This is a genomic window from Pseudomonas sp. J452, from assembly GCF_024666525.1.
Taxonomy (GTDB): domain Bacteria; phylum Pseudomonadota; class Gammaproteobacteria; order Pseudomonadales; family Pseudomonadaceae; genus Aquipseudomonas.
Genome location: NZ_CP088294.1, coordinates 4,132,674 through 4,156,823, shown reverse-complemented (window position 1 = coordinate 4,156,823; position 24,150 = coordinate 4,132,674). Strand labels below are relative to the sequence as shown.

The following is a 24,150-nucleotide window of genomic DNA, read 5'->3' as shown; positions in this document are numbered from 1 at the left end:
GCTATGCGCTTACTGTTGCGGGCGCAGGTCAATGGCCGACTCGTAGCTGTCCTGGCGATCGAACAGGCGTTGCGGGTCGCTTGGCAGCAGGCTCTGCTCGTCGCCGATAGGCTGGCTGAGCACGCGGATGTCGCTGTATTTCTTGTTGCTCAGACTGGCCAGGCCGTTGGCATCGCGGACCACGGCCGGGCGTAGGAAGACCATCAGGTTGCGTTTGACGTGGGTGTCTTCGGTAGAGCGGAACAGCCGCCCCAGCAGCGGAATATCGCCGAGGATCGGCACCTTGGAGTCGCTACGGGTGACGTCGTCCTGGATCAGCCCGCCGAGCACGATGACCTGGCCGTCGCTGGCGAGGATGGTGCTCTTGATCGAGCGCTTGTTGGTGATCACATCGGACACGTTGACGTTGGCCGGGGCCGGCACCAGCGAGGAGATTTCCTGTTCGATCTCCAGGCGCAGGGTGTTGCCTTCATTGATGTGCGGCGTGACCTTGAGCGTTACACCGATGTCCTGGCGCTCGATGGTGGTGAAGGGGTTGCTCGCCCCGTCGGTCGAGGTGGTGTAGGAGCCGGTCTGGAACGGCACGTTCTGACCCACCAGGATTTCTGCCTCCTGGTTGTCCAGGGTCAGCAGCGTCGGGGTGGACAGCAGGTTGCTCTTGCTGTTGGACGACAGCGCGGTGATCAGCGCGCCGAAGTCGCTGTTACCGATGCCGATGATCGCGCCACTGGGCAGCGGCGACGGGATCTTCTGGTCTTGCAGTGCGCCGAGAAAGGTGCCGATCGAAAAACCGGTGTTGTTGAAATTCACCCCGCCGATGGCATCGCCGCCCCTGGCTGCCCACTGCACGCCGAGGGCATCACGGATGTCACCGGAAATTTCGACGATGGCCGCCTCGACCAGTACCTGGGCGCGCGGCACGTCCAGTTGACGGACGATGTCTTCGAGCATGCTCACGGTGTCCGGGTCGGCGAGGATCACCAGGGCGTTGAGGCTCTCGTCGGCGCGGATCAGCATCTGCTTGGGCTTGCCGGCGCCGGCTTCGCCGCCACCTTCGCTCGACTTTAGGCCTTCACCGATCTCGCCGAGGGTCTCCGCCATGCTTTTCGCGTCGTTGTGGCGCAGGCGAATCACGCGGGTATTGGCCGAGCGCGAGGAGGGCGTGTCGATGGACTTGGCCAGGGCCAGCATCTTCGCTCGGGCCTCCGGCGGGCCGAGCAGGATCAGGCGATTGGTACGGCTGTCGGCAACCACCTGGGTGGCGCCGCCGGTGCCTTTGGCCTGGCCGCGATTGAGGGTGCTGTTGAGTACCTCGGCGGCATCCATGACCCAGGCGTGGCGCATGTCGTAGACCGTGTAATCCTGCTGGTTGGCCTGGTCCAGCTGGCGCACCACCTGCTCGATGCGGGTGATGTTGGCCGGGCGGTCGCTGATGATCAGCGTATTGGCCGAGGCCACGGCAGCCAGATGGCCATACTGCGGGACCAGCGGGCGAATCAGCGGGATCAGTTCATTAACGGCGTTCTGCTGCACCTGGATCACCCGGGTTTCCAGGGTGTTCGCGGCGCTGCCCTCCAGGGAACCATCGGCGCGGGCTTCGGTATTCGGCACGATACGCGCCTGATCACCCTGGGCGACCACCGAGAACCCATGGGTGCTCATCACCGAAAGGAACAGCTGGTAGACCTCGCTGAGGCCCAGTGGCGCCTGCGATACCACGGTAACCTGGCCCTTGACGCGGGGGTCGACGACGAAGGTCTGGCCACTGATGCTGGAGACCTGTTCGATGAAGTCGCGGATGTCCGCATCTTTCATGTTGATCGTCCAGGTTTCCCCCTGTTCGCTGGTGATGCCAGCGGGCTGGTTGGCCAGGGCGACAGGCAGCGGATTGCCCAGGCAGCTCATGGCCAGGAGCAGGGCGAGAGGTAGGTGTTTTGGCGATGCGGATCTGAAGTGGGTCATTGGCTGATTTCGGCTTCTGGCGCTTCGGTCGGCGGCGTGGTGCCATCGCCTTCCATTTGTTGACGGAGAACTTCCATGCGCTGTTGCAACTGCTGAACGTCTTCGCTCTGCAGGTGCTCAAGCTGTTCGGCGGTCGGCTCCGCAGCGTCATACTGCGGATCGTACTGTTCGCTGTAGGTGGCTGCTGCAGCTGTCGCCGTGCGCAGGCGAGGGAAGTGCAGGCTTTCTTCACGGCCGTTGCGGCTCAGCACCACATGATCCTGGTGCACAGCCTGCAGGCGCACGCCGCTATTGATTTCATCGCCGACGGTCAGGCGCCGGGGTTTGCCACCGGCCACCAGGATAATCGCCGTCGAGCGTTTGCTGTCCGGATTGACGAAGCTGCCCAGCAGGGTCAGCTGCAGGTTGGTAGGCGGCGCCGGTTGATCACCATTCTGCTGTACGGGCGTACCGAACAGGCCCTGCAGGGGTTCTACCGCAAGGGGCTGGCTCTGGTTGGCAGCGGGGGCGCTGTCGGCCGCTGGCGCCGGGCTGTGCAGCAGACGCCGCAGATCGACAATCTGCCAGGAGAGGCTCAGGCTCATGCCTGCCACCACGAGCAGGCAAAGGCCGCTCACGCCATGGCGTTGCAGCCAGCCAGGAAGGCGGGTGCCTGTTGCGCTCAATGCATCATCCCCCAATGATTTTCTTATTCTATGCAGTCAGGTGGCGTATTCGCGCTGCGCCTGCTCGCCCCATCATGCGCGGAGCAGCGCCAACCATACCGCAACTGTTCGGGCTGTGCGCGCTCCGTCATGCACTCGGGGATTCAGCCAGAAATCCCTGACAGTGCGGTGAACAAGCGCGCAGCCGGACGTTTTCCGCAGTCCGCGCCGCCAGGCACGATAAAAGGTACCGCTGCGTCAGTCAGCGACTGGGCAGTTTTGCTGCCAGAAGCGTGATCTGCTTCGGATTTTCCCGCCCCCCGGCCGTTATCATCGGCCGCCAAGCGCTTTCCGTTCAACAATAAAAATAAGCCCGACGGGACACTGCCATGGAAGACCGCAAGCCTTCCTCCGTCATTCCTCCTGGATTCGCCCGCGAGGAACTGCTGGAGCTGCTCAGCCACTGCGAGCATTTCCCCCTGACGCTGCTGCTGGCGCCTGCGGGCTCGGGCAAATCGACCCTGCTGGCCCACTGGCAGGCCGGGGATACCCGGCGCAGGGTGGTCTACTACCCGCTGCAGGCGCGTGACAATGATCCCGTGCGTTTCTTTCGCCGCCTGGCGGAGACCATTCGCGGCCAGGTCGAGGACTTCGACATCTCCTGGTTCAACCCCTTCGCCGCCGAGATGCACCAGGCGCCCGAAGTAGTCGGTGAATACCTGGCCGATGCCCTGGAGCGGATTGCCGGCGGCTTGTACATCGTCCTCGACGACTTCCAACACATCAGTCAGCCAACCATTCTCGACGTGCTGTCGGCGATGCTCGAACGGTTGTCCGGCGATACCCGGGTGATCCTCTCCAGCCGCAACCATCCGGGATTCTCCCTCAGCCGGCTGAAGCTGGAAAACAAGCTGCTGTGCATCGACCAGCACGACCTGCGCATGTCGGCGGCGCAGATCCAGCAGCTCAATGCCCACCTCGGCGGGCCGAGCCTCAGCTCGACCTACGTCGACAGCCTGATGGCCATGACCGAGGGCTGGGTCGCCGGGGTCAAGGTGGCGCTGCTGGCCTATGCCCGCTTCGGCACCATCGCCCTGGAACGCTTCAATGGCAGCCAGCCGGAGATTGTCGACTACTTCGGCCATGTGGTGCTCAAGCGCCTGTCGCCGCACCTGCGCGACTTCTTCCTGTGCAGCGCGATCTTCGAGCGCTTCGATGGCGACCTGTGTGATCACGTGCTGGAGCGCAGTGGCTCGGCGCTGTTGCTGGAAGATATCGCCGTGCGCGAGCTGTTCATGCTGCCGGTGGACAATCAGCCGGGCTGGTATCGCTACCATGCCTTGCTGCATGACTTCCTCGCCGCGCGCCTGGCAGTCGAGCAGCCGCAGAGCATCGGTGCGCTCAACCGCCGTGCGGCGCACTGCTTCCAGCAGCGCGGCGATCTCGAGCAGGCCCTGCAGCACGCCCAGCGCAGCAATGATGCGGAACTGTTTCGACGCATGCTGGAGGAGGCTTGCGAGCAGTGGGTGCGTTCCGGGCATTTCGCCGAGGTGCTCAAGTGGCTGGAGCCGCTCAGCGAAAGCGAACTGTTCGCCAGCCCACGCCTGCTGGTGCCGATGGTCTACGCGCTGACCCTGTCGCGGCGCTTCCACCAGGCGCGCTATTGCCTGGACGAGCTGGGCGCGCGCGCCAGTCGCGAGCCGACGGTGGATGTGCTGACCCGGCAGTTGCTGGCACTCAATCTGGAGCTGTTCCAGTTCGATCTCGGTTTCACCCCCGGCGAACGCTGGTCCGACCTGCTGGCCGCTGGGGTGCCGCCGGAGATCCGCGCGCTGGCGCTGACCATCCTGTCTTATCACCACCTGCTCAACGCCCGCCTGCAGCAGGCCATCAGCATGGCGCTGGAGGCCAAGGCGCTGCTGGAGCAGACCGGACAGAGCTTTCTGGAAAGCTACGCCGACCTGATCATCGCCCTGTGCAACCGCAACGCCTGTCGCGCCACCAGCGCGCGCAAGGATGTCTACCACGACTACCAGCGCACCGAGCGCTCCTCGCCGGCCTGGGTCAACCGGGCCACGGCCATGGTGGTGGCGCTCTATGAACAGAACCAGCTGGCCGCGGCCCAGCAGCTGTGCGAGGACCTGATGGCCGTGGTCAGCTCGTCTTCGGCCACCGAGACCATCGCCACCGTGCACATCACCCTGTCGCGCCTGCTCTATCGGCGCCAGTCCGATGGCCGCGCCGGGCGCCTGCTGGAACAGCTGTCACGCATTCTGCAGCTGGGCAACTACGCCCGCTTCGCCAGCCAGGTGGCGCAGGAGAGCATGCGTCAGGCCTTCCTCGGCGGTCGTCCGGCGGCGCTGGATGCCCTGGCCCAGCGCCTGGGCATCGAAGAGCGGCTGGCGGCGGGGGAGTGGGAGCGGGCGCGGTCCTACGATGAATGCTGGGAACGCTATGGCCTGGCCGCCGTGTACTGGCTGGTGCAGCGTGGCGCCCAGCCGCGCGCCTGTCGCATCCTCAAGGTACTCGCCGAGTCATTGCGGCGCAGCGAGATGAAGGCGCGCACCCTGGTGGTCGAGGCCAACCTGCTGGTCCTCAGCGCGCCGCAACTGAGCAAGGACGAGCAGCTGCGCGCGCTGCTGCAACTGGTGCAGCACTACGGCATCGTCAACATCAACCGCTCGGTGTTCGACGAGGCGCCCGGCTTCGCCGAAGCGGTACTCGGCCTGCTGCAGTCGGGGCAGCTGGACGTGCCGGAAAAGTACCGCGAGACCTATGCCGAGTTCCTTCTGGCCGAGAGCACCGCACCGGCGCCCGCGCCGGATCTGACCAGTCTGCTGACCGGCAAGGAGGTGGAGATCTTCGACTGCCTGCTCAGCGGCCTGTCCAACACGGAAATCAGCGCACGCATGGGCATCGCCCTGTCCACCACCAAGTGGCACCTGAAGAACATCTACTCGAAGCTCAACCTCTCCAGCCGCACCGAAGCCATCCTCAGCCAGCATCCCCGTAGCTGATCACCGCGACCAACGGCAGTCGAATCGCCACTTTCCCCTCCCACGGAGGGGGGGAGGGGGCGGCGCAAATCCCTACTCTCCCGGCAGCCGGAAAATCCGGCCCCCTACCGTAGCTAATACAATAAAAATCGGGAGATATAGCCATGTCTGTTTGGGTCACATGGCCGAGTCTGGTCAAACTCGGCACCCTGGGCATTTATGCCGGCCTGATCACGCTCGCGCTCGAGCGCGATGTGCTGTTCAAGAACAACCTGTTCGACGTCGACAACCTGCCGGCGGCCAACGCCAACCTCACCTGCGATGCGCGCAGTCAGGGCGCACGCACCGAGGATGGCACCTGTAACATCCTCGCCAACCCGGCCGAAGGCTCTGTCTACCGGCGTTTCGGGCGTAACGTCGACCCGACGGTCACCCAGGGTGAAACCGAAGCAGACACCCTGCTCAGCCCCAATCCGCGTGAAGTCAGTAACCTGCTGATGGCCCGTGGCGAGTTCAAGCCGGCGCCGAGCCTCAACTTCATCGCCGCCTCGTGGATCCAGTTCATGGTCCATGACTGGGTCGACCACGGCCCTAACGCCGAAGACAACCCGATCCAGATTCCGCTGCCGGCCGGCGACGCCTTCGGCAGCGGCGCGCTGTCGGTACGCCGCACCCAGCTCGATCCGACCCGCACCGCCGCCGAAGCCGGCAAGCCGCAGACCTACCGCAACCACAACACCCACTGGTGGGACGGCTCGCAGCTGTACGGCAGCAGCAAGGAAACCAACGACAAGGTGCGTTCCTTCGTCGATGGCAAGCTGAAGATCAACGCCGATGGCACCCTGCCCAGCGAGTTTCTCAGCGGCAAGCCGATCACCGGCGTCAACGAGAACTGGTGGGTCGGTCTGAGCATGCTGCACCAGCTGTTCACCAAGGAACACAACGCCATCGCCAGCATGCTCAAGCAGAAGTACCCGAGCCAGAGCGACCAGTGGCTGTATGACCGCGCGCGCCTGGCCAACTCGGCGCTGATGGCCAAGATCCACACCGTGGAATGGACCCCGGCGGTGATCGCCAACCCGGTCACCGAGCGTGCCATGTACGCCAACTGGTGGGGCCTGCTGGGTTCCGGGCCGAACCGCGACAAGTACCAGGATGAGGCGCGCATGCTGCAGGAGGACCTGGCCAGCTCCAACTCCTTCGTCCTGCGCATCCTCGGCATCGACGGCAGCCAGGCCGGCAGCTCGGCCATCGACCACGCCCTGGCCGGTATCGTCGGTTCGACCAATCCGAACAACTACGGCGTGCCGTACACCCTCACCGAAGAGTTCGTCGCCGTGTACCGCATGCACCCGCTGATGCGCGACAAGGTGGATGTCTACGACATCGGCTCGAACGTGATCGCCAACTCAATCCCGCTGCCCAATACCCGTGACGGTGACGCCGAGGACCTGCTGTCCAGCGAAAGCCCGGAGCGCCTGTGGTACTCCTTCGGTATCACCAACCCGGGTTCGCTGACCCTCAACAACTACCCGAACTTCCTGCGCAACCTGTCGATCCCGCTGGTCGGCAACATCGACCTGGCGACCGTCGACGTGCTGCGTGATCGTGAGCGTGGTGTGCCGCGCTACAACGAGTTCCGCCGCGAGATCGGCCTCAACCCGATCACCAAGTTCGAGGACCTGACCACTGAGCCGGTGGCCCTGGCCAACCTCAAGCGGGTCTACGGCAACGACATCGAGAAGATCGACACCCTGGTCGGCATGCTCGCCGAAACCGTGCGTCCGGACGGCTTCGCCTTCGGTGAAACGGCGTTCCAGATCTTCATCATGAACGCCTCGCGCCGCCTGATGACCGACCGCTTCTTCACCAAGGACTACCGTCCCGAGGTGTACACCGCCGAAGGCCTGGCCTGGGTGGAGAACACCACCATGGTCGACGTGCTCAAGCGTCACAACCCGCAGCTGGACAGCAGCCTGCTGGGCGTGGAAAACGCCTTCAAGCCCTGGGGTCTGAACATCCCGGCCGACTACGAAAACTGGCCGGCCCAGGCCAAACAGGACAACCTGTGGGTCAACGGTGCACTGCGCACCCAGTACGCCGAAGGCCAGTTGCCGGTGATCCCGCCGGTGGATGTCGGTGGGCTGATTGGCTCGGTGCTGTGGAAAAAGGTGCAGGAGCGCACCGACGTCGCCCCGGTGGGCCATGAGAAGGCCATGCACCCGAATGGCGTGATGGCCAAGGTCAAGTTCATTCCGGTCGCGGGCAACCCCTACACCGGTCTGTTCCAGGGTGCCGACAGCGGCCTGCTGCGCCTGTCGGTAGCCGGTGATCCGGCCAAGAACGGCTTCCAGCCGGGGTTGGCGTGGAAGGCCTTCGTCAACGGCAAGCCGTCGCAGAACGTCTCCGCGCTGTACAGCCTCAGCGGTCAGGGCAGCAACTACAACTTCTTCGCCAACGAGCTCTCGCAGTACGTGGTGCCGGAAGTCAATGACACCCTGGGCACCACCATCCTGTTCTCGGCGGTGAGCCTGAAGCCGACCCTGCTGCGCGTTGACGACTTCGCCAAGGTCGCGCAGAACGGTCAGGCCGTGACCACGCCCAAGGCACCGACGCAGATCTACTTCGTGCCGAAAAGCGAGCTGCGCAGCCGTTTCTCCACGGCCGCTCACGACTTCCGCAACGATCTGGTGACTCTGACCGCCGGTACCAAGCTGTATGACGTGTACGCCACCTCGATGGAGATCAAGACCTCCATCATCCCGTCCACCAGCCGCACCTACGCCCAGCAACGCCGCAGCAGTGCGGTGAAAGTGGGCGAGCTGGAGCTGACCTCGCCGCTGATCGCCTCGGCGTTCGGTGACAGCGGGGTGTTCTTCAAGCACCAGCGCCACGAAGACAAGTAAACCGGTGGCGTAAGCTACCCAGCAAAATCAGGCCCTGGCTTATGCCGGGGCCTTTTTTATCCAGTGCCGTTCTGTGATTGCCCGCACTGTCGCGACAAAGCGTAATCACGGGCCTTTATTTTTCCACTGAATCCGTTAACTTGGCCGCTCCATTGCGCCATATAACAATAAGAACCTGTCTCGGATCTCTTGACCGTCGGCCATGCTGCGTTGAAATTGGCCTCGGACTGCTCATTTACACCTTGTAAATTCCGCGTCCTCGGCCAATTTCGCCTTGCCTGGCTCTAGCTCAAAAGACCCCAAACAGGTTCTAAGAACCGATGCAATTCGCCATTCAGGAACGGGCCCGCGCATGTCCAGCGATATTCACGCCGCACTAGCGGCTCCGGCAGTCGTGCCCCTGCGCCCGCTGCCTTTCGCCTTTGCCAAACGCCACGGCGTGCTGCTGCGCGAAGACGCCGGCCAGGTCAGCCTGTGTCTGCGCGAAGGCGCGACCCTGGCCGCCCTGCAGGAAGCCCAGCGCTTTGCCCGCCAGGTGCTGCCGCTGCACTGGCTGAGCCCCGCCGAATTCGAACAGGCACTGACCACCGCCTACCAGCGCGACTCCTCGGAAGTGCGCCTGATGGCCGAAGGCCTCGGCGCCGAGCTGGACCTGGCCAGCCTGGCGGAAATGACTCCGGAATCCGGCGACCTGCTGGAGCAGGAAGACGACGCGCCGATCATCCGCCTGATCAACGCCATCCTCGGTGAGGCGATCAAGGCCGGCGCCTCCGACATCCACCTGGAAACCTTCGAAAAACGCCTGGTCGTACGCTTTCGCGTCGACGGCATCCTCCGCGAAGTGATCGAGCCACGCCGCGAGCTGGCGGCATTGCTGGTCTCGCGGGTCAAGGTCATGGCGCGGCTGGATATCGCCGAGAAGCGCGTGCCGCAGGACGGGCGTATCTCGCTCAAGGTCGGCGGCCGTGAAGTCGACATCCGCGTCTCCACCTTGCCCTCGGCCAACGGCGAGCGGGTGGTACTGCGCCTGCTCGACAAGCAGGCCGGGCGCCTGTCGCTCACCCACCTGGGCATGAGTGAGCGCGACCGCCGCTTGCTCGACGAAAACCTGCGCAAGCCCCACGGCATCCTGCTGGTCACCGGCCCCACCGGCTCGGGCAAGACCACCACGCTGTACGCCGGCCTGGTCACCCTGAATGACCGCACGCGCAACATCCTCACCGTCGAAGACCCGATCGAGTACTACCTCGAAGGCATCGGCCAGACCCAGGTCAACCCGCGCGTCGACATGACCTTCGCCCGCGGCCTGCGCGCCATCCTCCGGCAGGACCCGGACGTGGTGATGGTCGGCGAAATCCGCGACCAGGAAACCGCCGACATCGCCGTGCAGGCCTCGCTCACCGGTCACCTGGTGCTCTCGACCCTGCACACCAACAGCGCAGTCGGCGCCGTCACCCGCCTGGTCGATATGGGCGTCGAGCCGTTCCTGCTGTCTTCCTCCCTGCTCGGCGTGCTGGCCCAGCGCCTGGTGCGCGTGCTCTGCCCGCACTGCCGCGAAGCGCGTCCGGCCGACGCGGCCGAATGCAGCCTGCTCGGCCTCGAGCCGCAGGCCGCACCGACCATCTACCACGCCCAGGGTTGCAGCGAATGCCATCAACAGGGCTACCGCGGGCGTACCGGTATCTATGAACTGGTGATCTTCGACGAGCAGATGCGCACCCTGGTGCACAACGGCGCCGGCGAACAGGAACTGACCCGCCACGCGCGCAGCCTCGGCCCCGGCATCCGCGAAGATGGCCGGCGCAAGGTGCTGGAAGGGGTGACCACCCTGGAAGAAGTGCTGCGCGTCACCCGAGAAGACTGATGGCTAGGACAGACTGATGGCCGCCTTCGAATACATCGCCCTCGACGCCAAGGGCCGCCAGCAGAAAGGCGTACTGGAAGCCGATAGCGCCCGCCAGGTGCGCCAGCTGCTGCGCGAGAAGCAACTGGCACCGCTGCAGGTAGAAGCCATGCGCAGCCGCGAGGCGCCGCAGGGCAGTGGCTTCAGCCTGCGTCGTGGCCTGGCCGCGCGCGACCTGGCCCTGGTCACCCGCCAGCTGGCGACCCTGATCAGCGCCGCGCTGCCGATCGAGGAAGCCTTGCGCGCCGCCGCCGCGCAGTCGCGCCAGCCGCGGATCCAGTCGATGCTGCTGGCCGTGCGCGCCCGCGTGCTCGAAGGCCACGGTCTGGCTGCCAGCCTGGCGGCGTTTCCGGCGGCGTTTCCCGAGCTGTACCGCGCCACCGTGGCCGCCGGTGAGCATGCCGGGCACCTGGGTCCGGTGCTGGAACAGCTGGCCGACTACACCGAGCAACGCCAGCAGTCGCGGCAGAAGGTACAGCTGGCGCTGCTCTATCCACTGATCCTGATGATCACCTCGCTGATCATCGTCGGCTTCCTGCTCGGCTACGTAGTGCCGGATGTGGTGCGGGTGTTCATCGACTCCGGGCAGACCCTGCCGGCGCTGACCCGTGGCCTGATCCTGGTCAGCGAGCTGGTCAAGGGCTGGGGCTGGCTGGCGCTGATCCTGATCGTGCTCGGCGTGCTGGGCTTTCGCCGCGCGGTGCGCGAGGAGGGCATGCGTCAGCGCTGGCACGGCTTCGTCCTGCGCGTGCCGCTGGTCGGCGGGCTGATCCGCGCCACCGAGACCGCGCGCTTCGCCTCGACCCTGGCGATCCTGGTACGCAGCGGTGTGCCGCTGGTCGAGGCGCTGGCGATTGGCAGCGAAGTGGTGGTCAACCGGGTGATCCGTCATGACGTGATCCAGGCCACCCAGCGCGTGCGCGAGGGCGGCAGCCTGTCGCGGGCGCTGGAGGCCAGCCGGCAGTTTCCGCCGATGATGCTGCACATGATCGCCAGCGGCGAACGCTCCGGCGAGCTGGACCAGATGCTGGCGCGCACCGCGCGCAATCAGGAAAACGACCTGGCGGCCACCATCGGCCTGCTGGTCGGGTTGTTCGAGCCGTTCATGCTGGTCTTTATGGGGGCGGTGGTGCTGGTGATCGTGCTGGCCATCCTCCTGCCGATTCTGTCTTTGAACCAACTGGTGGGTTGAAAACGATGAACAAGCTGGGCAAACAAGGTGGCTTCACCCTGATCGAGATCATGGTGGTGGTGGTGATCCTCGGCATCCTCGCCGCGCTGGTGGTGCCGCAGGTGATGGGTCGGCCGGACCAGGCCAAGGTCACCGTGGCGCAGAACGATATCCGTGCCATCGGCGCCGCGCTGGACATGTACAAGCTGGACAACCAGAACTACCCGAGCACCCAGCAGGGCCTCGAGGCACTGGTGAAGAAACCCACCGGCAACCCGCCGGCGAAGAACTGGAACGCCGAGGGCTACCTGAAGAAGCTGCCGGTCGACCCGTGGGGCAACACCTACCTGTATTTGGCGCCGGGCACCCACGGCAAGATCGACCTCTACTCCCTGGGCGCCGACGGCCAGGAAGGCGGCGAGGGCGGCGACGCCGATATTGGCAACTGGGAACTCTGATCGTCCATGCGCCGGGCGCACGGCTTCACCCTGGTCGAGCTGCTGGTGGTGCTGGTGATACTCGGCGCCCTGACCGGCATGGCCGTGCTTGGCAGCGGCATGGCCGCCAGCCCGGCGCGCCAGCTGAACGACGAGGCCGAGCGCCTGGCCGGCCTGCTGCGCGTGTTGCTCGACGAAGCCGTGCTGGATAACCGCGAATACGGTGTGCGCTTCGAGCGCCAGTCCTACCAGGTGCTGCGTTACGAGCCGCAGCGTGGTCAGTGGCAGGCGCTGGAAGACGACGCCAGGGTGCACGGCCTGCCCGACTGGGTGGAGCTGAGCATCGAGCTGGACGAACAGGCCCTGACCCTGCCCAGCCCTACCGGCAAGGGCGCGGCGAAGATGCCGGTGCCGCAATTGCTGATCCTCTCCAGCGGCGAGCTCAGCCCGTTCCGCCTGCGCCTGTCCGGGAACGAGCGCGGTGGGCCGGCGCTGCTGATTTCCAGCGACGGCTTCAGCGAGCCGCTGATCGAGGCGGAAAAGTCGTCGGGTAAGGCGCCATGAAGCGCGCGCGCGGTTTTACCCTGCTGGAAGTGCTGGTGGCCCTGGGCATCTTCGCCCTGGTCGCCGCCAGCGTGCTGACCGCCACTGCGCGTTCATTGCAGACCGCCGCGCGCCTGGAAGACAAGACCTTCGCCCTGTGGCTGGCGGACAACCGCCTGCAGGAGCTGCAACTGGCCGAGACGCCGCCGGACGACGGCAGCGAGAAGGGCGAAGAAACCTACGCCGGGCGGCGCTGGCTGTGGCAGAGCCAGGTGCAGGCGACCAGCGATCCGGGCATGCGCCGCGTCACCATCTGGGTGGCCTTGCGCCCCGAGAGTGGCTTGCGCGGCAAGGTCGAGGAGCAGGCGCTGGTGACCCTCAGCGGCTTCCTCGGGAGCGAGCCATGAGGCGCAGTGGCGGCTTCACCCTGCTCGAACTGCTGATCGCCATCGCCATTTTTGCGCTGCTCGGCCTGGCCACCTACCGCATGTTCGACAGCGTGATGCAGGCCGACCGCAGCCAGCGTGCCCAGGAGCAGCGCCTGCGCGAACTGACCCGCGCCATGGCGGCTTTCGAGCGCGACCTGCTGCAGGTGTGGCGGCGGCCGGTGCGCGATCCGCTGGGCGACGTGCAGCCGAGCATGCTCGGTGACAGCGGCACGGCCAGCAACCTGGAGTTCACCCGCAATGGCTGGCGCAATCCGCTGGGCCTGAATCGCGCCACCTTGCAGCGGGTGCGCTGGCAGCTGCAGGGCGAGCAATGGCAGCGCAGTTACTGGGCGGTGCTGGATCAGGCGCAGGACAGCCAGCCGCGGGTGCAGCAGGCGCTTGGCGGGGTGCAGCGTTTCGAACTGCGCTTTCTCGATGATGAGGGGCGCTGGTTGCAGAACTGGCCGCCCGCCAATAGCAGCAGCGATGAGTCACTGACCTTGTTGCCCAAGGCTGTCGAACTGGTTATCGAACAGCGTCATTACGGCGAGCTGCGCCGCCTCTGGCGTCTGCCGGAAACCGCCGAACAGGGGCAACAGGGCGTGCCCGGTGGCGACGGCGGTGACGGCGGCGAGTTGCTGCCTGAAGAGCCCGCGCCGGAGCCGTCAGCATGAGTCGCCAGCGTGGGGTGGCACTGATCACCGTGCTGCTGGTGGTGGCCCTGGTCAGCGTGGTCTGCACCGGCCTGGTACTGCGCCAGCAGCTGGCCATCCGCAGCACCGGCAACCAGTTGCTGGTGCGCCAGGCGCAGTACTACGCCGAGGGCGGCGAGCTGCTGGCCAAGGCGATCCTGCAGCGCGACCTGCGCGAGGGCGATCCGCGCCAGCCGCTGGATCATCTGGGCGAGCCCTGGGCCAACCCGAAACTGAGTTTTCCCCTGGATGAAGGCGGCGAGCTGCGCCTGCGCATCGTCGACCTGTCCGGGCGCTTCAATCTCAATAGCCTGGCCAACGGCAGTACCACCGCCGACATTGCCCTGCAGCGTTTGCGTCGCCTGCTGCTGCAGCTGCAGATGCCGGTCGAATATGCCGAGCGCCTGCAGGACTGGCTGGATCAGGACCAGGAAAACCTAGGCGGCAATGGCGCCGAGGATGCCCAGTACCTGCTGCTGCAACCGCCCTATCGCACCGGGCCGGGGCTGATTCGCGAGGTGTCCGAGCTGCGCCTGCTGCTGGGTATGAAGGAGGCCGAGTACCGGCGTCTGCTGCCTTTCGTCTGCGCCTTGCCGGTCGAGGCCAAGCTGAATGTGAATACCGCCAGCGCCCAGGTGCTGGCCAGCCTGGGCGAGAATATTTCAGCGTCGGCGCTGGATGGGGTGGTGGCCATGCAGAAACGCGGTGGCTATCGTGACCTCGCCGGTTTTGCCCAGCAGCTTGGCGTGCCGGCGGATACAGCGGGGACAGCGGGGACAGCGGGTTTGGATATCGGCAGTCAGTATTTTCAGGTGATCAGCGAGGCGAGCCTGGGCGAGCGCCGCCAGGTGCTGGTCAGTTATCTGCAACGTGGCAATGATGGGCGCGTGCGTGTGCTGGCGCGTGATCTGGGGCAGAGCGGCATTGCGCCGCCTGAGCTCACCAAGGAGTCCAAGCAATGAGTGCGCTTTGTGTGTTTCTGCCGCCGACGGCCTGTTCTGCCGTCGACCCCGAGCTGCAGGTGCGGCGCGTGCAGAGTGGTGCGGTCGAGCAGTTGCCGTTTGCCAAAGCCGTACCGGCGGCGGACCAGGCCTGGCGCCTGATCCTGCCGGTGGAGGCGGTGACCGTGTGTGTCGTGCAGTTGCCGACCACCAAGGCGCGCTGGCTGCAGAAGGCGCTGCCGTTCGCCGTGGAAGAGCTGCTGGCCGAGGATGTCGAGCTGTTCCATCTGTGCGTCGGCGAGACCCTGGCCGATGGCCGTCAGCGAGTGTATGCCCTGCGCCGCGACTGGCTGGGCGCCTGGCTGGCGCTCTGCGGTGCCTGTCTGCCGCAGCGAATCGAGGTGGATGCCGACTTGCTCGGTGGTGAAGGCAGTCAGTTGCTCTGCCTGGGCGAACGTTGGCTGCTCGGCGGCAGCGGCGAGGCGCGCCTGGCCCTGCAGGCACAGGATTGGCCGCAGCTGCAGGCACTCTGTCCGGCGCCAAGGGTGGCACATGTGGCGGTTGGTCAGGCCGTACCGGCGCAGGTCGACGAGTGCCACGAGCTGACTCAGCCCTATGTCTGGCTGGCCCAGCAGAAAGCGGGCGGCAACCTGGCTCAGGGTGCCTTCGCCCGCCGCGAGGCGACAAATGATCTGGGGCGCTGGCGTCCGCTGCTGGCGCTGCTCGGCCTGTGGCTGGTGCTGCAGTGGGGCTTCAACCTGGTGCAGGGCTGGCAGTTGCAACGCGAGGCCGAGGGCTACGCCAGCGCCAGCGAGGCGCTGTACCGCGAGCTGTTCCCGGATGACAACAAGCTGATCAACCTGCGTGCGCAGTTCGATCAGCACCTGGCCGAGGCCGAAGGCAGTGGGCAGAACCTGTTGCTCGGCCTGCTCGATCAGGCGGCGCAGGCGATCAACGCCGAGGGCGCACAGGTGCGCGTCGAACAGCTGGATTTCAATTCCCAGCGTGGCGACCTGGCGTTGAACCTGCAGGCCCAGGATTTCGCCGCGCTGGAGCGTTTGCGTACGCGCCTGCAGCAGGCTGGACTGGCGGTCGAGATGGGCTCGGCCAGTCGCGAGGACAATGGCGTCAGTGCGCGCCTGGTGATCGGGGGTAATGGATGAGCCGTTTCAATCGACTGACTGAGCCACTGCGGACACGTCTGGAGCAGCTTGGCCTGCTGCCGTACTGGCGCGGCCTGCCGTCGCGTGATCGCCTGGCCCTGGGCCTGCTCGGCCTGTTTCTGCTGCTGGCATTGCTCTACCTGGCGCTCTGGCGCCCGGCGGCGCAGCAGGTGGTGCAGGCGCGTGCCTACCTGCAGCAGCAGCGTGCCTTGCACCAGTACCTGCAGGAGCATGCGCCGCAGCTGCGTGCGCAGAGCGGCAAACCGCAGGTCAGCGTCGATCCGGCGCAGCTGCAGGGCCTGGTCACCGCCAGCGCCAGCAGCCATGGCCTGAATGTCGAGCGCCTGGACAGCCAGGGCGACGGTGCCGTGCAGGTCAGCCTGCAGCCTGCCGAATTCAGTCGTTTGCTGCGCTGGCTGGTGAGCCTGGAAGAGCAGGGCGTGCGGGTCGACGAGGCCGGCCTGGAGCGGGCCGACAAGGAGCTGGTGAGCAGTCGGCTGTTGCTGCGCAGTGGCGCCTGAAGATCACCGTCAGGAGGCATTGCCAGCAGTCTTTGCACTAAAAATGGGCGGGCTTATAGCGCCCGTCTGCAGCGACTGCGTGCCTGATGGCGGGGCGGGGAAAAGCTCGCTAAAACCACCTCCAAGAAAAAAACTTCAAGCAGGGTGTTGACTTAGGTGAGCCAGCTGCGTAAATTTCGCCACCTCGCAAGGCTACTCGGGTGATTAGCTCAGCCGGGAGAGCATCTGCCTTACAAGCAGAGGGTCGGCGGTTCGATCCCGTCATCACCCACCAGTCTCTTGCGAGAACCGACGCGCAGCGGTAGTTCAGTCGGTTAGAATACCGGCCTGTCACGCCGGGGGTCGCGGGTTCGAGTCCCGTCCGCTGCGCCATATTAGAGAAGCCCTCAGCTCGCAAGAGCTGGGGGTTTTTCGCATCTGGCGGAAAAATTTTTCACGTAACGTCTTTGTCACAGGGAATCTTCAGGCTGTTGGCATGGTCTTTGTTTAGGTCATGCCGTCACAACAGGAGAAAGCCCAATGGATGATTACGTAGAAGAACTGCTCGACTGCCACGCCGATGAGCGCGATCCGGCAGAACCCGCCGAAGACGCCACCGAGCTGTGAATGCTTTCAGGGCTGTAGGCGCTGGTGGCGGCGGAACTCCCCCGGAGTCTGCCCGCTCCAGCGCTTGAAGGCCCGCTGAAAAGCCTCTGCCGAGGCAAAGCCGAGCAGATAGGCAATTTCGCCGAACGCCAGTTCGGTGTCCCTGATGTAAGCCATCGCCAGATCGCGCCGGGTATCGTTGAGAATCGCCCGGTATTGCGTTCCTTCTTCCGCCAGCTTGCGCCGCAGTGTCCACACCGGCAGTTGCAGGCGTGCCGCCACTTCCTCCAGATCCGGTTCCCGGCCATGCAGCAATGGTCCTAGCAGGCGCGTGATGCGCTCGCGCAGGCTGCGCGTGCGGGTCAGCTGTTCCAGTTCGCGTTCGCCCAGTGCCAGCAGTTGCTGCCAGGTGCTCGGGCAGTGCGCCTGGCCGCGCAGGGCCAGGGTCGGCAAGCCAAGGCGCAGCTGGTTAGCGCTGGCGGAGAATTCCACCGGGCAGCCGAAGGCCTCGCTGTAGCGTTCGGCATAGCTGGGTGCGGCGAATTCGATCTCGACCTTTTCCACCTTCAACGCCACGCCGGCCAGTTGGCTCAGGTGGCTGTGCCAGCCTGCCAGCACCGAGTCGACCACGAAGCGGTTGTAGGCGTTGTACGGGCTGATCGAATAGAAGCGCAGCCAGGCGCCCTTATTGTCTTCGTGGAAGCTCGATTGGCCACGGTAGTTGTGCGCATAAAGTGGTTCGAAGCGGGTCAGGGTGCGTGCTGCTTCGCGCAGGGTCGGTGCCTGGGCAGCGGTGACACCGGCCAGGCCGAGCTGGCCGAGATGGCTCAGGCGGCCCATGGCCAGGCCCAGGGCCGGGTCGTTGCATAGCTGCATGGCGGCGTGGCCCAAGCGCATGTAGCGCGGAATCGACAGGCGCCCCTGGGGTTCGGCCAGGCGTGCGGCATCCAGGCCGAACTGGGCGAGCAGGGGGGCGGGGTCCTGGCCGGCTTCGCGCACGGCGGCGATCAGGCCGTGAATGAAACCCACAGACAGGTCGCCCAGGCGCACGCGCTGGCTTTTCATGGGGTGATCCAGAAATTCTGCAGCTGGCTGGGGCTGTCAGACATCGTTGCTGTGAGCCGCAGGTTGAGCTGATCGGTTTGCACCGGCCAGAGCCGGCCGCGCAGGAATGTCACGCTGGTCGCAATACTCTGGTTACGCCGCAAGGTGACGATTTCGAGCGGCGGGCCATTGCCGCCATTGCCCTGGGTGCTGAGCAGATCCTCGCCCAGGGTCTGCTCGATGAGCTGGGGTGCAACGCTGCTGGCCAGCAGGCTCTGGCTGCGTGGCGGGCCGAGGATGCTGCCATCGCTGGCGAAGGTCAGACCGAACGCCTGCAACTCGCCATAGCCGGTGACGATGCGGCCATCGAGCAGTTGCGGTGAGGGTAGGGTGATGCTGCCGGCATGCAGGGTCACGGCGTGCTTGCGCGCCAGGTGGGCGAAGACCTTGAGGTAGTCGTCGGCCGCCTGTTGCGCCTTCATGCGCAGCAGCAGTTCGTTCCAGGAGGCGCCATCGGTGAACAGCCAGGTGCGCAGCAGGCTGAGCGGATTGTTCAGCGCCAGTTGCAGTTTCACCTCGTCGAGGCTGCGGGCGCTGTAGACCTGCGGTTTTTCGTGGCTGAGCAACAGCCAGGTGCCGATCTGGGCGGGCAGGATCACCACCGTCTCCGGCGTCAGCAGGGCGTTGTCGCGTGCCTGTAGCAGGATGCTGTCGAGCTTGCGGCTGAGCTGTTGCGGGCTGCTGTAGTCGCTGGGGTACAGGGCGGGGTTGAGGGTCAGGAGGTTGCCGTGCCAGTCCGCAGGCCCGCCCAGCTCTGCGATATCGGTGCGCAGATCGGTGAGGTAGTGGCCGGGTGGCGCGTCGCGCAGCCAGAACAGGTAGCTGCCGGCGAGGCCGAGCAGGAGGGCGACGAGGAGCAGGGAGAGCTGGGTACGCATGGCTATGCTGGTGAGGGATTCGTCGATCAGGGTAGGGGAGCGAGCCGACAAAGCCAAGTCGGGCTGCTAGCTTTGATCAATAAGTTGTTAGTTTCGATCATTGAGCGGCGCGTGGCTGCTCTTTATCGTCTGCCCCATAACTGATCGCGGTCCTGTTGAGATCGCGGCATCCCGTGAATTGCATGCTTGTTCTGGAGATACCCATGTCCGCTCAGTACCCGCACCTGCTGGCCCCCCTCGACCTCGGCTTCACCACCCTGAAGAACCGCACCCTGATGGGCTCCATGCACACCGGCCTGGAAGAGAAACCGGGTGGCTTCGAGCGCATGGCGGCCTACTTCGCCGAGCGCGCCCGTGGCGGCGTCGGCCTGATGGTCACCGGCGGTATCGGGCCGAACGATGAGGGCGGCGTGTATTCCGGCGCGGCCAAGCTGACCACAGTCGAAGAAGCCGAGAAGCACAAGATCGTCACCCGTGCCGTGCACGAGGCCGATGGCAAGATCTGCATGCAGATCCTGCATGCCGGCCGTTATGCCTACAGCCCGAAATCGGTAGCGCCGAGTGCGATCCAGGCGCCGATCAACCCGTTCAAGCCGAAAGAGCTGGACGAGGAAGGCATCGAGAAGCAGATCCAGGACTTCATCAATTGCTCCGTGCTGGCCCAGCAGGCCGAGTACGACGGCGTCGAGATCATGGGTTCGGAAGGTTATTTCATTAACCAGTTCCTCGCCGCCCACACCAACCACCGCACCGACCGCTGGGGCGGCAGCTACGAGAACCGCATGCGCTTGGCAGTGGAAATCGTCCGCCGCGTGCGTGAGGCCGTGGGCCCGAACTTCATCATCATCTACCGCCTGTCGATGCTCGACCTGGTCGAAGGCGGCAGCACCTGGGACGAGATCGTCCTGCTGGCCAAGGCCATCGAGAAGGCCGGCGCGACCATCATCAACACCGGTATCGGCTGGCACGAAGCACGTATCCCGACCATCGCCACCAAGGTGCCGCGCGCCGCGTTCACCAAGGTCACCGCCAAGCTCAAGGGCGAAGTCAGCATCCCGCTGATCACCACCAACCGCATCAACACCCCGGAAGTCGCCGAGCAGGTACTGGCCGAAGGCGACGCCGACATGGTGTCCATGGCGCGCCCCTTCCTCGCCGACCCGGATTTCGTCAACAAGGCCGCCGCCGGCCGCGCCGACGAAATCAACACCTGCATCGGCTGCAACCAGGCCTGCCTGGACCACACCTTCGGCGGCAAGCTGACCAGCTGCCTGGTCAACCCGCGTGCCTGCCACGAAACCGAGCTGAACTACATTCCGACCACTACCGTGAAGAAGATCGCCGTGGTCGGTGCCGGCCCGGCCGGGCTGTCCGCTGCCACCGTGGCGGCCGAGCGGGGCCACAGCGTGACCCTGTTCGATTCCTCCAGCGAAATCGGTGGCCAGTTCAACGTGGCCAAGCGCGTGCCGGGCAAGGAAGAGTTCTTCGAGACCCTGCGCTACTTCAAGCGCAAGCTGGAAACCACCGGCGTCGATCTGCGCCTGAATACCCGCGTGTCGGCCGATGATCTGGCCAAGGGCGGCTTTGACGAGGTCATCCTGGCCACCGGTATCGCCCCGCGCACCCCGGCCATTCCGGGTATCGAGCACGCCAAGGTGATCAGCTACCTGGACGCCATCCTGCAGCGCAAACCGGTCGGCCAGAAGGTTGCGGTGATCGGCGCCGGCGGCATTGGCTTCGACGTCTCCGAGTTCATCACCCACCAGGGCGAGGCCACCAGCCTCAACCGCGAGGAGTTCTGGAAGGAGTGGGGTATCGACACCGCGCTGGAAGCCCGCGGCGGCGTGGCGGGCGTGCAGGCTCATCCGCACCCGGCTGCGCGTGAAGTGTTCCTGCTGCAGCGCAAGAAATCCAAGGTCGGCGACGGCCTGGGCAAGACCACCGGCTGGATCCACCGCACCGGCCTGAAGAACAAGAATGTGCAGATGCTCAACTCGGTCGAGTACCTCAAGGTCGACGACGCCGGCCTGCACATCCGTATCGCTGAAGGCGAGCCGCAGGTGCTGCCGGTGGATACCGTGATCGTCTGCGCCGGCCAGGACCCGCTGCGCGAGCTGCAGGATGGCCTGGTGGCCGCCGGGCAGAACGTGCACCTGATCGGTGGCGCCGATGTCGCCAGCGAACTGGACGCCAAGCGTGCGATCAACCAGGGCTCGCGCCTCGCCGCCGAACTCTGACCGATAAACGCCCCGCCTAGTGCGGGGCGTTTTGCATCTGGCTGACAACAACAAGGAGAAGCCCGTGTCTGATAACGTTCAACTACAACCGGCAGCCGCCACCACCCTCGCGCAGTGGCATGGCCTGATGCAGCGCAATGACCTCAGTCAGCTGCCAGCTCTGCTGCACCCGCAAGCGGTATTCCGCTCGCCCATGGCGCACAAGCCCTATGCCGGCGCGCCCATGGTCTCGCTGATTCTCAATACCGTGAGCAAGGTGTTCGTCGACTTCGTCTACCACCGCGAACTGGCCAGTGAAGATGGCCTCAACGTGGTGCTGGAATTCAGCGCCAAGGTCGGTGAGCGCGAGCTCAAGGGCATCGACATGATCCGCTTCGACGAGGCCGGCAAGATTGTCGAGTTCGAGGTGATGATTCGGCCGATGAGCGGCCTGCAGGTCCTCGGTGAGGAGATGGGCAGGCGTCTGGCCCCTTTCCTGGCGGCCAAACCGGCCTGATTGGGCAAAACCCCATCACAGTTTGATCCTGCCACCGGCGCATCTGCGGCTGGCGGCAGGTGACTGCCAACCCAGTCACATTGCCCGCTTTGCATTTTCCCCTAGACTTGCCTGAGGCAGGGAGTGATGCCTGTTTTACCGGTTTCGCGTGCCCAGGAAGATGGCTCGCAAGACAGCACGTGTCAGCCAGGTGTCGCGAGGAAAGTCATGAGCATGCAGAACAAACCGCAGATGGTCGAAGCCGTGATGTTCTTCAATGAACAACGCGGTATCTGCAAGGAAATGTTCTTTCCCGAGTTCGAGGCATTGCTCGACGGCGTGGTCAACATGCCGGAGTTCGCCGACGAGCAGGTACGCATGGCCTACCTGCTGATTAACCCGCGCCTGCTGATCCGCTCCGTGGTGTTCTTCTACCTGGATTTCGACGAAAAAGGCGCTGCCGATACGGGCTGGAACCTGCCGTTGCGTCATCTGGCCGACAACGCCGGGCGCGGCCCCGACCTGGGCGCCGGTCCGATCCGCCTGGCCTGTCGCAGCCAGTGCCCGGTGTCTTGGCACCAGATGCACCTGTGGGATCCGAGCCTGGCGCCGGGCAAGAATGATCTGGTGCTGCTGCGTGATGCGGTCAAGCGCAACGCCCTGGGCCTGCTGGTGGAGGATGATTCCGCCGCGATGGTATCGCCCGAGCGCCTGCAGATGGTGGCCGAGGACAAGTGGCAGGCGCCTGATGCCGTGCGTGAGGCGGCGCAACAACAGGTCGAGCAGAAGGATCAGGAGCACCGCCTGAAGACTGCCCAGCTGATCAAGCAGCAGCGGCTGCGCATCACCACCCTGGGCAAACAGTACGAAGAAGAAGTGGCCCGCCTCAAGCTGGCCGGCGAAGAGCGTCTGCGCAGCCTGCAGACCGAAGTGCACAACCTGCACCAGGCCCTGCGTCAGCAGGAAGAGTTGAACGCCAGCCTGAAAGAGCAGCTGAACGGGCAGGGTGCGACACTGCAGAAAAGCCGCGAGGAAATGACCCAGCAGCTGCGTGCCCTGGAGCGTCACGGGCGAACCGAAGTGGATATCCTGCGCTCGCAGTTCGAGAGTGAGTTGCAGGCCAAGGTGGCGGCGTCGGTGGCCGAATATAAAGAGCAGGTGGCCATTCGTGATGTCGAACTGGCCTATCGCACTGAGCAGGACACCCAGCTGCAACAGGAACTGGAGCGCCTCAAGCGCGAGCGCGACGAGTTCGCCAGCCAGGGCGGCGGGCAGATTCTCGAGCGCCTTTCCAAGCTCGGTGTGGTGTTCGTGGTCTATCACCCGGGCGCCGGGCACCTGACCATCCCGCTGCAGGATATTGCCCGTTACCAGGACAACCCGATGAGCTATGCCGCGGCCAAGTGCTTTGTCTCCGAGGCGCAGTATCGGCAGTGGCTGAGTCATTACCAGCAGCCCACCTGCGAGGCGACCTTGCCCTCCGGTGATCGCTGCGCGATGCCGATCGACCGGGTGGAAACCCCCAGCCGCTTCGTCATCGGCGATTCCAACTGCTGCGCCCGGCACAAGGCGGGTAGCCGCTTGCGTACCGTCAGCTAGTGACGCTGCGCGTTCCGCACTGGGCGCCGAGTGCGCCCCTGCAGCGGTTGTCGCTGGGCTGGCTGGTGACTGCGGGTGTCGAGGTGGCGGTGCTGCGTCTCGATCTGCTCGACCCTCTGGTTTCTGGCAACAAGTGGTTCAAGTTACTCCCGCATCTGGCGGCTGCCGAAGCAGCCGGGGCCGATGGGCTGATCAGCCTGGGCGGCGCCCACTCCAATCATTTGCATGCGCTGGCGGCGGCTGGGCAGCGCTTCGCTTTTCCGACAGTAGGCTTGCTGCGTGGCGAGCCCCAGGACACCCCGACCACTGATGATTTGCAGGCCATGGGCATGCACCTGCACTGGCTGGGTTACGGTGGTTATCGCGCGCGCCATCAGGCGGGCTTTTGGGAGCCCTGGCTGGCTCGCTATCCACACCTGTATCCCGTGGCGGAAGGTGGCGCCGGGTTGCCGGCAGCGCGGGCCTGCGCCGCGATAGTCGAGATGGCACAAACGCAGCTGGCGCAACTGGGCTGGAACGATTATCAGGGCTGGTGGTTGGCGGCCGGTACCGGGACGACCCTGGCCGGACTGGTGCTGGCTGAGGCGGGGCGGCATCCCGTGTATGGAGCGCTGGCCGTGCCGCCGGGGCAGGGGGTGGAAAATACAGTGGCCAGCCTGCTGGCTGAGGCCGGGCAGGCGGCTGGCGGTTATCGTCTGCTGGATGCCAGTCGCGGCGGTTTCGCCCGTGTGGACGCCGACTTGGCGATATTCATCGACGAGGCGCAAGCCGAATCTGGCGTGCCGCTGGAGCCGGTCTATACCGCCAAGGCATTGCTGGCATTGCGCAGCGAGGTTGAGGCCGGTTACTTTGCGCGAGGCGCGCGCCTGTTGTTTCTGCACACCGGTGGTTTGCAGGGGCGCAGGGCTCACGCGGGTCGCATGCAGGAATTGGCTGTGCCATGAGCAGTGATGCCGGCAAGAATA

At 65.1% G+C, this 24,150-nt stretch carries 19 protein-coding genes and 2 tRNA genes; 17 read left to right on the top strand and 4 right to left on the bottom strand.

The genetic code is table 11. The features are described 5' to 3' along the window. Positions 1–9 precede the first annotated feature (9 nt). Both gspD and LRS11_RS18840 read right to left on the bottom strand, forming a co-directional pair. Complete coding sequence (gspD, locus tag LRS11_RS18845) at positions 10–1,905, bottom strand: type II secretion system secretin GspD (protein ID WP_312026985.1); 1,896 nt, start codon at positions 1,903–1,905, stop codon at positions 10–12. 53 nt (positions 1,906–1,958) lie between these two features. Then, entirely contained in the window at positions 1,959–2,555 is a 597-nt protein-coding gene (locus tag LRS11_RS18840) for a type II secretion system protein N (protein WP_260496957.1), read from the bottom strand. Positions 2,556–2,995: 440 nt separating this feature from the next. On the opposite strand from LRS11_RS18840, the gene LRS11_RS18835 reads away from it, so the two are divergent. From LRS11_RS18835 to LRS11_RS18775, 13 genes are all read left to right on the top strand, one after another. Then, entirely contained in the window at positions 2,996–5,623 is a 2,628-nt protein-coding gene (locus LRS11_RS18835) for a LuxR C-terminal-related transcriptional regulator (RefSeq protein WP_260494378.1), read from the top strand. A 143-nt stretch (positions 5,624–5,766) separates the two neighbouring features. Next, positions 5,767–8,508: a peroxidase family protein gene (locus LRS11_RS18830; RefSeq protein ID WP_260494377.1), complete on the top strand. Its 2,742-nt coding sequence runs from the start codon at positions 5,767–5,769 to the stop codon at positions 8,506–8,508. Between the two features lie 352 nt (positions 8,509–8,860). Beyond that, complete coding sequence (gene gspE / locus LRS11_RS18825; protein ID WP_260494376.1) at positions 8,861–10,372, top strand: type II secretion system ATPase GspE; 1,512 nt, start codon at positions 8,861–8,863, stop codon at positions 10,370–10,372. Between the two features lie 16 nt (positions 10,373–10,388). Continuing rightward, complete coding sequence (gene xcpS / locus LRS11_RS18820) at positions 10,389–11,603, top strand: GspF family T2SS innner membrane protein variant XcpS (protein WP_260494375.1); 1,215 nt, start codon at positions 10,389–10,391, stop codon at positions 11,601–11,603. Between the two features lie 5 nt (positions 11,604–11,608). Next, positions 11,609–12,040 (top strand): type II secretion system major pseudopilin GspG, encoded by a 432-nt coding sequence (gene gspG / locus LRS11_RS18815; protein WP_260494374.1) that lies wholly within the window; start codon positions 11,609–11,611, stop codon positions 12,038–12,040. A gap of 6 nt (positions 12,041–12,046) precedes the next feature. Further along, on the top strand, positions 12,047–12,583 hold the full coding sequence (gene gspH / locus LRS11_RS18810) for a type II secretion system minor pseudopilin GspH (RefSeq protein WP_260494373.1): 537 nt from the start codon (positions 12,047–12,049) through the stop codon (positions 12,581–12,583). Then, on the top strand, positions 12,580–12,969 hold the full coding sequence (gene gspI / locus LRS11_RS18805; RefSeq protein ID WP_260494372.1) for a type II secretion system minor pseudopilin GspI: 390 nt from the start codon (positions 12,580–12,582) through the stop codon (positions 12,967–12,969). Before gspH ends, gspI begins: the two co-directional genes overlap by 4 nt. Beyond that, on the top strand, positions 12,966–13,664 hold the full coding sequence (gene gspJ, locus LRS11_RS18800; RefSeq protein WP_260494371.1) for a type II secretion system minor pseudopilin GspJ: 699 nt from the start codon (positions 12,966–12,968) through the stop codon (positions 13,662–13,664). Before gspI ends, gspJ begins: the two co-directional genes overlap by 4 nt. Next, positions 13,661–14,644: a type II secretion system minor pseudopilin GspK gene (gspK, locus tag LRS11_RS18795; protein WP_260494370.1), complete on the top strand. Its 984-nt coding sequence runs from the start codon at positions 13,661–13,663 to the stop codon at positions 14,642–14,644. The genes gspJ and gspK overlap by 4 nt, the downstream gene beginning before the upstream one ends. After that, on the top strand, positions 14,641–15,786 hold the full coding sequence (gspL, locus tag LRS11_RS18790; protein WP_260494369.1) for a type II secretion system protein GspL: 1,146 nt from the start codon (positions 14,641–14,643) through the stop codon (positions 15,784–15,786). The genes gspK and gspL overlap by 4 nt, the downstream gene beginning before the upstream one ends. After that, positions 15,783–16,307 carry a type II secretion system protein M gene (locus LRS11_RS18785; RefSeq protein ID WP_312026984.1) on the top strand — a complete coding sequence of 175 codons (525 nt, stop codon included), beginning with the start codon at positions 15,783–15,785 and terminating at the stop codon, positions 16,305–16,307. The genes gspL and LRS11_RS18785 overlap by 4 nt, the downstream gene beginning before the upstream one ends. A gap of 198 nt (positions 16,308–16,505) precedes the next feature. Continuing rightward, positions 16,506–16,581, top strand: a tRNA-Val gene (locus LRS11_RS18780). Positions 16,582–16,602: 21 nt separating this feature from the next. Further along, positions 16,603–16,679, top strand: a tRNA-Asp gene (locus LRS11_RS18775). A 240-nt stretch (positions 16,680–16,919) separates the two neighbouring features. Here the strand turns inward: LRS11_RS18775 and LRS11_RS18770 are convergent. Then, positions 16,920–17,957 (bottom strand): AraC family transcriptional regulator, encoded by a 1,038-nt coding sequence (locus LRS11_RS18770; RefSeq protein ID WP_260494368.1) that lies wholly within the window; start codon positions 17,955–17,957, stop codon positions 16,920–16,922. Then, entirely contained in the window at positions 17,954–18,874 is a 921-nt protein-coding gene (locus tag LRS11_RS18765; protein ID WP_260494367.1) for a hydrolase, read from the bottom strand. Before LRS11_RS18765 ends, LRS11_RS18770 begins: the two co-directional genes overlap by 4 nt. A gap of 203 nt (positions 18,875–19,077) precedes the next feature. Between LRS11_RS18765 and LRS11_RS18760 the strand changes: the two genes are divergently transcribed. The 4 genes from LRS11_RS18760 (at position 19,078) to LRS11_RS18745 (ending at position 24,129) form a co-directional block, all read left to right on the top strand. Next, on the top strand, positions 19,078–21,111 hold the full coding sequence (locus LRS11_RS18760; protein ID WP_260494366.1) for an NADPH-dependent 2,4-dienoyl-CoA reductase: 2,034 nt from the start codon (positions 19,078–19,080) through the stop codon (positions 21,109–21,111). A gap of 64 nt (positions 21,112–21,175) precedes the next feature. Next, the gene (locus LRS11_RS18755) at positions 21,176–21,607 is read left to right on the top strand and encodes a nuclear transport factor 2 family protein (protein ID WP_409519749.1); all 432 of its coding nucleotides are present in this window, start codon (positions 21,176–21,178) and stop codon (positions 21,605–21,607) included. Between the two features lie 207 nt (positions 21,608–21,814). Continuing rightward, positions 21,815–23,185, top strand: a complete 1,371-nt coding sequence (locus LRS11_RS18750) for a chromosome partitioning protein ParA (RefSeq protein ID WP_260494365.1) — start codon at positions 21,815–21,817, stop codon at positions 23,183–23,185. Continuing rightward, positions 23,185–24,129: a 1-aminocyclopropane-1-carboxylate deaminase/D-cysteine desulfhydrase gene (locus LRS11_RS18745; protein ID WP_260494364.1), complete on the top strand. Its 945-nt coding sequence runs from the start codon at positions 23,185–23,187 to the stop codon at positions 24,127–24,129. The genes LRS11_RS18750 and LRS11_RS18745 overlap by 1 nt, the downstream gene beginning before the upstream one ends. Positions 24,130–24,150 lie beyond the last annotated feature (21 nt).